The organism is Kitasatospora sp. NPDC059817, assembly GCF_042731835.1.
Classification (GTDB): Bacteria; Actinomycetota; Actinomycetes; order Streptomycetales; family Streptomycetaceae; genus Kitasatospora.
Window position 1 is genome coordinate 1 of sequence record NZ_JBHWIR010000015.1, and the last position, 8660, is coordinate 8660.

The 8660-nt window shown below is 72.6% G+C and carries 11 protein-coding genes; 7 read left to right on the plus strand and 4 right to left on the minus strand.

The features are described from left to right. Nucleotides 1–117 precede the first annotated feature (117 nt). The 4 genes from ACFV61_RS05520 (at nt 118) to ACFV61_RS05535 (ending at nt 1527) form a co-directional block, all read left to right on the plus strand. Complete coding sequence (locus tag ACFV61_RS05520) at nt 118–366, plus strand: AbrB/MazE/SpoVT family DNA-binding domain-containing protein (RefSeq protein ID WP_380490258.1); 249 nt, start codon at nt 118–120, stop codon at nt 364–366. Then, on the plus strand, nt 356–802 hold the full coding sequence (locus ACFV61_RS05525) for a type II toxin-antitoxin system VapC family toxin (RefSeq protein WP_380490260.1): 447 nt from the start codon (nt 356–358) through the stop codon (nt 800–802). Before ACFV61_RS05520 ends, ACFV61_RS05525 begins: the two co-directional genes overlap by 11 nt. 90 nt (nt 803–892) lie before the next feature. Beyond that, nucleotides 893–1123, plus strand: a complete 231-nt coding sequence (locus ACFV61_RS05530; protein WP_380490262.1) for an antitoxin — start codon at nt 893–895, stop codon at nt 1121–1123. Beyond that, a complete protein-coding gene (locus ACFV61_RS05535; RefSeq protein ID WP_380490264.1) occupies nt 1120–1527 on the plus strand; it encodes a type II toxin-antitoxin system VapC family toxin in 408 nt (135 codons plus the stop codon). The genes ACFV61_RS05530 and ACFV61_RS05535 overlap by 4 nt, the downstream gene beginning before the upstream one ends. 85 nt (nt 1528–1612) lie before the next feature. Here ACFV61_RS05535 and ACFV61_RS05540 read toward each other — a convergent pair whose 3' ends face one another. Continuing rightward, entirely contained in the window at nt 1613–2044 is a 432-nt protein-coding gene (locus tag ACFV61_RS05540) for a CBS domain-containing protein (RefSeq protein ID WP_380335244.1), read from the minus strand. A 304-nt stretch (nt 2045–2348) separates the two neighbouring features. Between ACFV61_RS05540 and ACFV61_RS05545 the strand changes: the two genes are divergently transcribed. Beyond that, nucleotides 2349–2750, plus strand: a complete 402-nt coding sequence (locus tag ACFV61_RS05545) for a DUF5994 family protein (protein ID WP_380490266.1) — start codon at nt 2349–2351, stop codon at nt 2748–2750. A 212-nt stretch (nt 2751–2962) separates the two neighbouring features. After that, nucleotides 2963–3454, plus strand: coding sequence for a hypothetical protein (locus tag ACFV61_RS05550; protein WP_063348417.1), 492 nt, complete (start codon nt 2963–2965; stop codon nt 3452–3454). Here ACFV61_RS05550 and ACFV61_RS05555 read toward each other — a convergent pair. From ACFV61_RS05555 to ACFV61_RS05565, 3 genes are all read right to left on the minus strand, one after another. After that, complete coding sequence (locus ACFV61_RS05555) at nt 3412–4245, minus strand: hypothetical protein (protein WP_380423528.1); 834 nt, start codon at nt 4243–4245, stop codon at nt 3412–3414. The genes ACFV61_RS05550 and ACFV61_RS05555 overlap by 43 nt on opposite strands. Nucleotides 4246–4485: 240 nt before the next feature. Then, nucleotides 4486–5733 (minus strand): metallophosphoesterase, encoded by a 1248-nt coding sequence (locus ACFV61_RS05560; protein ID WP_159398468.1) that lies wholly within the window; start codon nt 5731–5733, stop codon nt 4486–4488. 114 nt (nt 5734–5847) lie between these two features. After that, nucleotides 5848–7005 (minus strand): LacI family DNA-binding transcriptional regulator, encoded by a 1158-nt coding sequence (locus tag ACFV61_RS05565; RefSeq protein ID WP_063348415.1) that lies wholly within the window; start codon nt 7003–7005, stop codon nt 5848–5850. A gap of 383 nt (nt 7006–7388) precedes the next feature. Here ACFV61_RS05565 and hisC point away from each other — a divergent pair, with 383 nt between their 5' ends. Beyond that, on the plus strand, nt 7389–8465 hold the full coding sequence (hisC, locus tag ACFV61_RS05570) for a histidinol-phosphate transaminase (protein WP_063348414.1): 1077 nt from the start codon (nt 7389–7391) through the stop codon (nt 8463–8465). Nucleotides 8466–8660 lie beyond the last annotated feature (195 nt).

The window sequence follows — 8660 nt, forward strand, 5'->3', positions numbered from 1 at the left end:
GAGACCGCCAAGCCCTACCGCTGGACCTACGAGGGCACCCCACTCAAAGCAGCCTGATCAACACCCCTCCACGAACTTCCGCGGAGCAGCACTAGTATTACGTGGTAGTGGTAATACGTGCTACTTCGGAGGTGGGAGATGCGGCTCAACAGCAAGGGGCAGGTCACGATCCCTGCGGATCTTCGCGAGAAGTGCGGCCTGCGTCCCGGGGACGAGGTGGACGTCATCGAGGAGGACGGCGTCCTGCGGATAGTGCGTCGGGCAGGCCACACCACCAGAGGGCAGCGGGCGGCCCGCCGGATGAGGGGAAGTGCCGAGGGCGGCATGTCCACTGACGAGATCATGGAGCTGTTGCGTGGCGAGTAGCCGGTTGAGGCTGGTCGGTCCGGGCCGGGCGCGGCCGGTGACGCTGGTGGACTCCTGCGTGCTGCTGGATCTGATGACGGACGACGAGACCTGGGCCGATTGGTCGGAGGCCGCGCTGTCCAAGGCCCAGGACGAGGGCGAAGTGGTGATCAACCCGATCGTCTACGCGGAGGTCTCGGTGGCATACGCCGCGATCGAGGACCTTGACGCCGTCCTTCCGGCCGAGGACTTCGGGCGGGAGCCGCTCCCCTACGAGGCGGGGTTCCTGGCCGGCAAGGCATTTCTGCTGTACCGCAAGCGCGGCGGGCAGAAGACCGCACCGTTGCCGGACTTCTACATCGGTGCGCATGCGGCGGTGCGCGGCTACCGGTTGTTGACCCGTGATGCCACGCGCTACCGCACGTACTTCCCGACCATCGAGTTGATCTGCCCCTAGTCGGGCTGCGACTGGCCGACTGAGGCTGCCGCGCGAACCGCGCGGGCTTGACTGTCTGCATTGTGCAGGTATCGGCGCTAGAATGCAGATATGACAGCGCTCACCATCCGGGACGTCCCGGACGACCAGATCCAGACCCTGAAGGTCCGCGCCGCCCAGGCCGGCCAGTCGCTGCAGGCGTTCATGCAGGACCTGATTGCCAGGGAGGCGTCCAGGCCCACGATGGCGGAGATGATGGCGCGGCTGGACCGCGAGACCACCGCCCGCGTCAGTGCCGCCGACGTCGTCGCGGCCATCGACGAGGGGCGAGCCGGGCGTTGATCGTCATCGACTGTTCCGCCTTGGTCCTGGTCCTCACGGCGCACGGCCCGGACGGGGAACTCGTCCGGGGCCGGGTGGCCGCGGCGGGGGACGTCTACGCCCCCACCCTCCTGGACTACGAGATCCAGTCGGCCCTTCTCGGCATGCAGCGGGGCGGCAAGCTGACCGAGCGGGAAGTGGAACGAGCGGTCGCCGCCTACCGGATGCTTCCCATCGCCAAGCGGGAGACGCTGGCGTTCTGGGACAGGGTGAAGAAGCTGCATGCCAACCTCAGCGCCTACGACGCCCAGTACGTCGCCCTGGCGGAAGCCCTCGGCGTACCGCTGATCACCAGTGACGCGAGGATCATGCGCAGCGGCGCGGCGAAGTGCGACATCGAGGTCTTCGCCTCGATCGGCCCGTAGGGCGTGTCTGACAATTCGCGTCGGGGCTCCCGGGGCAGCGTCCCGGCGGGGTGGGGCGGGGCGGGGCGGTGCGGGGCGGTGCGGGTCAGGCGAGGGCGGGGGCGGGTTCGAGGAGGCCGGTGGCGCGGTCGGCGGTGAGGATGCCGAGGATGTAGCCGTCGTCGTCGACGACGGGCCAGACCGCCATGCGTTTGATCCGCATCGTGATCGCGGCCAGGGCCAGGCCCAGGGCCGGCCAGGCGAACGGGCCGCGCTGGTGCACGGTGGCGCCGATCGAGGTCCGCTCGGTGGTCCGGGGGTGCTCCAGGAAGGTGTGGAGCCCGGTGCGGGTGACCAGCCCCTCGCACCGGCCGTCGTGGTCGCGGACGAGCAGGTACTCGACGTGGGCGCCGCGCAGGATGTCGTTGGCCTGGTCGACGGTGCTGTCGTCGGCTATCTGGTACTCGCAGGGCTCCATCGCGTCGGCGACCGTGAGGCCGTGACCGGTGCGTGCCGCCTGCGGGGCGTGAGTGGTCACGGTGGTCACCGCTTCCCGTCCCCGGGTGCCCGGCCGGAACGGCTCGGACGACCCTTCACCCAGAACGAAGCCGGAACGGGTACCGGGATGCGGAATGCCCTGGATGTCTTCGAGCGTACTCCCGTGACGGGAGGCCCGTCGGAGGGTGCCGCGGAGTACCGTTGGGAGACAACCGAGGACATTCCGTATACCGGTACCGGCGCTGGTGTCGCCCTAGGTCATGACAGGTCCCTGCGGACCGGACGGGCGGCTTCTGATGCTGCCGATCCCCCTCCCTGTTCCCGCTACCCCCGGGCCGTGGTCCGTGCCCGGTGTCCCGCTGCTGCCACGTCTGGTGCTGGAGCCGACGATGTCGCGGGGCGGGGTCTTCGACGGCGCCTGGTGGCCGCGTTCGAACCGGGTGCTGGCCGAACTGCCGGACTTGGTCACCGCGCTCGGCGCCCACCTGGGGCGCATCATCCGGGTGGGCCTCGACACCTCGGCCTGGGACGGCGTGCCCCGGTCCGTCGTGGTGAACGGCCTCCTGATCAGGGTCAACTGGCTCACCAGCAGCCACGCGACCATCAGCGTCACCCGCGGCTTCCAGGACCACTTCCTCCTCCTGGTGGTGCCGCCCCGTACCGACCCGGAGAAGGCCTCCACGGCGATGGCGGGGGCGTCCGCGACCGGGAACCACACCCCGGCGGCCGAACTGCTGACCTCCTGACGGCTGTTGCCCACCGGAACCCGGTGAACCGAGCCGGAAGACGACGGTCTGCACCCGGGGGGAACCGGCTCCCCCGTGCGGGGGAGCAGCGGCACACCACCGGACGTCGTACCGGGGTATGACGGTTGATCCGGCCCCGTGGTGTGACGACCGCCCGGTCGGTGTCACGGGAGGGTGAGGCCAACAGCCGAACGAGGGTGAGGAGCCCGAAGATGTCCGCGATCCGCCGTCAGACCAGCACCGCCGCCCGGGCCTTCCTGGCGTTGCCGGCCGGGGTGGTGGGGGCGGCGCTGGTGCTCGCCGGCCGGCCCGGTCGGGCCGCGCGGTGGCAGGCGTGGGTGTCCGGGGGCCGGGGCTGGACCGGTGGCCGGGTGCTGGGGCGGGCGGCGCTCGGGTTGCCGTTGGACGCGGCGGCGTTCCTGCTGGTGGGGTACTCGCTCTTCAACTCGGTGCGGAACTTCGGGTACCCGGTCTGGTACCTGGACACGGACTACCACCAGGCCTGGGGCGGCCCGACCATGGCCGGGGTGTGGGCGGTGCACGCGGCCGGCTGGGGGCTCTGCCTGTACGTGCTGCTGCGCTGGCCGGTGGGGTGGCTCGCGCGCGGCCAGCGGGCGCTGGGCGAGCGGCTGCTGGGCGGACGGCCGCCGGTGTCCGGTGTTCAGGTGACGTCGTCGGGGCTGGTGAAGGCGGGGCTGGTGTAGCCGGGGGCGGTGAAGTCGGGGGCCGGGGTGGGGACGGTCCCGGGGCTGGTGAAGTCGGGCGAGGTGTAGTCGGCGGTGGGGACGGGACCCGGGCTGGAGAAGTCGGGTGAGGTGTACCCCGGGCTGGTGAAGTCGGGGGCGCCGGCGGGGACAGCGGGCAGGTGGGTGTGCAGGTAGGGGAGCAGGCCGCGGTCGCGCAGCGCGGTGCGCCATTCGCGGCGGGCGTCGGCGAGTTCGGCGGCGAGTTCGGGGTCGGTGCCGGCCGGGGCGGCGGCGCCGCCGTCGCGTATGGCGGTGAGGACGAGTCCGATGATGCCGATGGCCATCGCGGCGACTCCGGCGGCGAGGGCGACCCAGCCGGCGGTGACGAGGCTGCGGGCGAGGGTGAGGTCGGGGTTGGCGGCGCGCAGCAGGTAGCCGATGAGCAGCAGGACCAGGGCGGCGGTCCAGGCGAGGACCGGGGTGAGCACGGTGAGGACGGGGAAGAGCCCGGCGCCGCCGTTGGCGGAGCGCAGTTGGGTGAGCAGTCCGGGGGCGATGGGTTCGGCGCCCGGGGGCGGCGGGGGTGTGGTGCGCAGGGTCTCGCGCAGCCGGGTGTAGTGCGCGTACTCGGTGGCGGCCGCGGCGGCGATGGCGTCGGCGTCGCGCAGGGCGCGGATGCGCAGCTGGTCGGTGGTGAGCGCGCCGGGTGCGCGCAGGGCGGTGAGGACGGTGCGGTCGCGCAGGGCTTCGGCGAGGAGGCGCTCGTATTCCGGGCGGTCCTCGGCGAGCAGCGGCGGGGGGTTGGACATGGGGACCCCGTTCATGCGCACCCCGGTTCGCTCCGCCCCAGGGGCCGCGGGACCCTCAGGGGCGCCGAAACGGGCGCGGAGGCGGGCCGCCGGACGGGCGGCCGGGTGTGGTGTGCCTCATGGTAGGGGCGGGCGCGGCCGTGCTGACAGTCGGTTTCCGGAATTTCGCGCCCCGGCCCGCGCGCGTGCGGCGGCCCGGGCGCCGGGAACGCCCGTTCGACCGGCCCCGGTCCGCGGGCCTCAGTTGACGGGGAGTCGGGCGACGAGCAGGCGCCCTTCCATGGTGACGCCGCCGTCCATGGCCACCGCGAGGTCGTCGGCGTAGACGTAGGGGCCGGGGATGTGCGGCGGCTGGCCGTCGTCGGCGTGCACCGCGCCGGTGAGGTACGGGATGGGGCTGTGCCCGTGCACGATGCGGGTACCGCCGTAGGTGTCGAGGAGTTCGTGGACGGCCGTCGGGCCGGCGTCGCCGCGGAAGGCGAAGCGCTTGGTGAAGCGGCGGAAGCAGTCCCACCACTCGTCGACGCCCTCGTCGGCGAGCAGGCTGTGGACGGCGTCGTTGACGTCGGGGATGGACTCGCCGTACTCCAGGTACGCGGTGGTGTCGGAGTGCAGCAGCAGGTGGCCGTCCTCCAGCGCGATGGCGGGCAGCCGGGAGAGCCAGCTGATGTGGTGGCCCTCCAGGCGGTCCAGGTCGTGCTGCTGGCCGCCGTTGAGCCGCCAGGCGGCGAGGAAGGAGGCGGTGCCGGCGGTGGACTGGACGGGTTCGTCGCCGTACCGGGCGGCGCCGAGGAAGAGCAGTTCGTGATTGCCCATCAGGGCGCGGCAGTAGCCGCCGGCGGCGGCGGCTTCGGCGGCGAGCTGCATCACGAGGTCGATGACGCCGATGCCGTCGGGGCCGCGGTCGGTGAAGTCGCCGAGGAACCAGATCCGGGAGCGGCCGGCGGACCAGTGGCCTTCGGCGTCGATCAGGCCCTGGTGGCGCAGCTCGGCGCGCAGTTCCTCCAGGTAGCCGTGCACGTCGCCGACGACGTAGAGCGGGCCGGGGGGCTCGCCGGGGCCGGGGGCGGGGTACGGGTAGCTGGGCGCGGAGGGGTCGGGCAGCGGCGGGCCGAGTTCGATGGTCGGCGGGTCGTCGCGGCCGGGGGCCTGGTGGGCGGGGGCCTGGTGGCCGGGGGACTGCTGGTCGGGCAGGGTCGGCTCGTAGCCGGGGTGGTCCTGGTGGGAACCGGGGTGGTCCTGGTGGAAGACCGGGGCGTTCTCCGGGGCGTGCACGGTGTGGTCCTGCCCGTCGGCGGGCCAGTGCTGCTCCAGGTAGCGGGCTCCGCCGTAGCCGCTGTAGGTCTCCGCTTCGTACGGCGTGCCGGGGTAGCCGGTGGCGGGCTCCGGTTCGTAGTAGGTGCCGTACGGCAGCACGTCGAGGTCCGGCTGGTGGCGGGGGCCTGAGTCGGGGTGTTCAGGCCCGGGGAAGCGGTCCTCGGGTGTCATTCGCCCATCATAGGAAGACCACTCTCCCGGCGTCGTCACCTGGTGGGTATCCAATCCTCCGGAGCGTCAGCCGGGCCGTCCCGCAAGGTCCGTTTTGTCCCGGCTCGGTATGGTCTAGACCTCGCCCGGGGGCCGGGGAGGGCTGACGGTGGTGCGCGGGCTCCGGCGCAGGGAGGACGCGCGGACGATCAGCTCGGTCGGCATCAGGGTGCCCGGTGGCGGGCCGGTGCCGGCGGTGCGGAAGCGCGGCGGGAAGAGCCGGGCGATGTCGACGCCCGTCCCGGAGTCGACGCCCTCGATGGCGTCGATGAGCAGGTTGACCACGGTGGTGCCGATCCGGCGGGGCTTGAGGGAGAGCGTGGTGATCGGCGGTTCGGTGGTGGCGTAGACGTCGCTCTCGCTGCAGCAGACCAGCAGCAGGTCGTCGGGGACCCGCAGGCCGTAGCGGCGGGCGGCGGCGAGCAGGTCGGTGCCGTTGGGGTCGAACAGGCCGTAGACGGCGTCGGGCCGGTCGGGGCGGGCGAGCAGCCGGTCGGCGGCGACGGCGCCGGCGGCCGGGTCGTGCGCGGGGTAGGCCTCGTAGACCGGTTCCTGGCCGACCTTGGCGCACCAGCCGAGGTAGGCCTCGGTGGAGAGCCGGGTGTAGGTGTCGGTGCTGGTGCCGGTGAGCAGGCCGATGCGGCGGGCGCCGGCCTCGGAGAGGTGGTCGAGGATGCCGAGCACGGCGGCCTCGTGGTCGTTGTCGACCCAGGCGGTGACCGGGCAGTTGCCGGGCTTGCCGTCGCTGACGACCGGGACGCCGGACCGGTACAGCTCGCTGACCAGGGGGTCCTGGTCGGGCGGGTCGATCACCACGGTGCCGTCCAGGGCGATGTTGCCCCAGACGTCGTGGCGGGAGGAGGCGGGCAGCACCACCAGCGCGTAGCCGCGGCCGAGGGCGGCGCTGGTGGCGGCCCGGGCCATCTCGGCGAAGTACGCGAACTCCGTGAAGGTGAACGGCTCTTCGCCGTAGGTCGTGACGGTCAGCCCGATCAGGCCGGACCGTCCGGTGCGCAGGGTGCGGGCGGCCGCGGAGGGCCGGTAGCCGAGGCGTTCGGCGACCTCGCGCACCCGGCTGCGGGTCTCGTCGGGCAGGCGGCCCTTTCCGTTCAGCGCGTCGGAGACGGTGGTGATCGACACTCCGGCGGCTGCTGCCACATCCCGGATGCCGGCCCGCTCCAGACGCCGTGAGGTGGTGGGACGCCGACCGCTCTGGTTGGCTGCTGCTGTCATGGCGGACCGATCGTATGGCTCCTGACAAGGGTCTGTGACCGGCGCATCGGGAGCCCTCGGAGATACGTTTCTCCAAGAGTGAGCCGGGGTGCGCTCCTTCGATACCCGCACGAAACCAGCCGTCTTACCTCTGACATGTGCCAAAGGAACCCGGCAGAATGGCTGATCTGCGCCTGTCACCCGACCGGGCATCTCACCCCTACGGGTGAGCGCGGTCGGTATCGTTCAAGGCACCCGACCGGGGTGCCCCGGACGCGTTCCGAGATCCCGGGCACGGTGGCGATCCCACAGGTGGCGGGGGCGACCGCACCGGAGAACACGCGCCGAACACGCGCCGAACACGCGCCGAACGCGCGCGGACAGCATCGAGAAGGAGTAGGACCGTGACGAGTACGTCAGCGCAGGGCCCGCGGCTGCGGCCGACCCTGGACGGCATCCCCACCTACAAGCCCGGCAAGCCGGCCGGCGCCGACGCGTACAAGCTGTCCTCCAACGAGAACCCGTACGACCCGCTGCCCGGCGTGCTGGAGGCGGCGGTCGCGGCGGCCGGCTCGCTCAACCGCTACCCCGACATGGCCGTCGGCGAGCTCAGCGAGGTGCTGGCCGAGCGCTTCGGCGTGCCCGTCGAGCACATCGCCACCGGCACCGGCTCGGTCGGCGTCGCCCAGTCGCTGATCCTCGCCACCGCGGGCCCCGGTGACGAGGTGGTCTTCGCCTGGCGCTCCTTCGAGGCGTACCCGATCATCACCCAGGTCGCCGGCGCGACCCCCGTCCCGGTGCCGATCACCGAGGCCGGCGACCACGACCTGGACGCGATGCTCGCCGCGATCACCCCGAAGACCCGGCTGGTGTTCGTCTGCAACCCCAACAACCCCACCGGCAACGTGATCCACCGCGCCGAGCTGGAGCGCTTCCTGGACGCCGTCCCGTCCGACGTCCTGGTGGTCGTCGACGAGGCGTACATCGAGTTCATCCGCGACCCCGAGGTGCCCAACGGCATCGACCTCTACCGGGACCGCCCCAACGTCTGCGTGCTGCGCACCTTCTCCAAGGCGTACGGCCTCGCGGGCATGCGGGTCGGCTTCGCGATCGCGCACGAGCCGGTGGCCAACGCGCTGCGCAAGACCGCCGTCCCGTTCGGCGTCAGCCAGCTCGCCCAGAACGCCGCCGTCGCCTCGGTGCGCGCCGAGCAGGCGCTGCTGGAGCGGGTGGACGCGCTGGTCGAGGAGCGCACCCGGGTGGTGGCCGCGCTGCGCGCCCAGGGCTGGGAGATCCCGGACTCGCAGGCCAACTTCGTCTGGCTGGGCCTCGGCGAGCGCTCGCAGGAGTTCGCCGTCGCGTGCGCCGAGGCCGGGGTGATCGTCCGGCCGTTCCCGGAGGGCGTCCGGATCTCGATCGGCGAGACCGAGGGCAACTCGATCTTCCTCTCGGTGGCGGAGGCGTTCCGCAAGACGCTCTGACCGGCTGTTTCGCGGGTTCCGTAGATTTCGCAGGCTCCTTCGTAGGTTCCGTGGCGGGGGGGGCCCCCGGGGGGGGTGGGGGGGCCCCACCCGCCCGGGGCCGCCGCCCCCGCCCGGCGCGCCCCCCCCCCCCCGCCCCCGCCCCCCGCCCCACCCGCCGCGGTGGTCGACGCCGTCGACGCCACCGTGCTGAAC

Bases quoted from the DNA above. Each gene is read 5' to 3' on its own strand.
- ACFV61_RS05530 (WP_380490262.1), top strand. From the start codon at position 893: ATGACAGCGCTCACCATCCGGGACGTCCCGGACGACCAGATCCAGACC.
- ACFV61_RS05550 (WP_063348417.1), top strand. From the start codon at position 2,963: ATGTCCGCGATCCGCCGTCAGACCAGCACCGCCGCCCGGGCCTTCCTG.
- ACFV61_RS05555 (WP_380423528.1), bottom strand. From the start codon at position 4,245: ATGTCCAACCCCCCGCCGCTGCTCGCCGAGGACCGCCCGGAATACGAG.
- ACFV61_RS05560 (WP_159398468.1), bottom strand. From the start codon at position 5,733: ATGACACCCGAGGACCGCTTCCCCGGGCCTGAACACCCCGACTCAGGC.
- ACFV61_RS05565 (WP_063348415.1), bottom strand. From the start codon at position 7,005: ATGACAGCAGCAGCCAACCAGAGCGGTCGGCGTCCCACCACCTCACGG.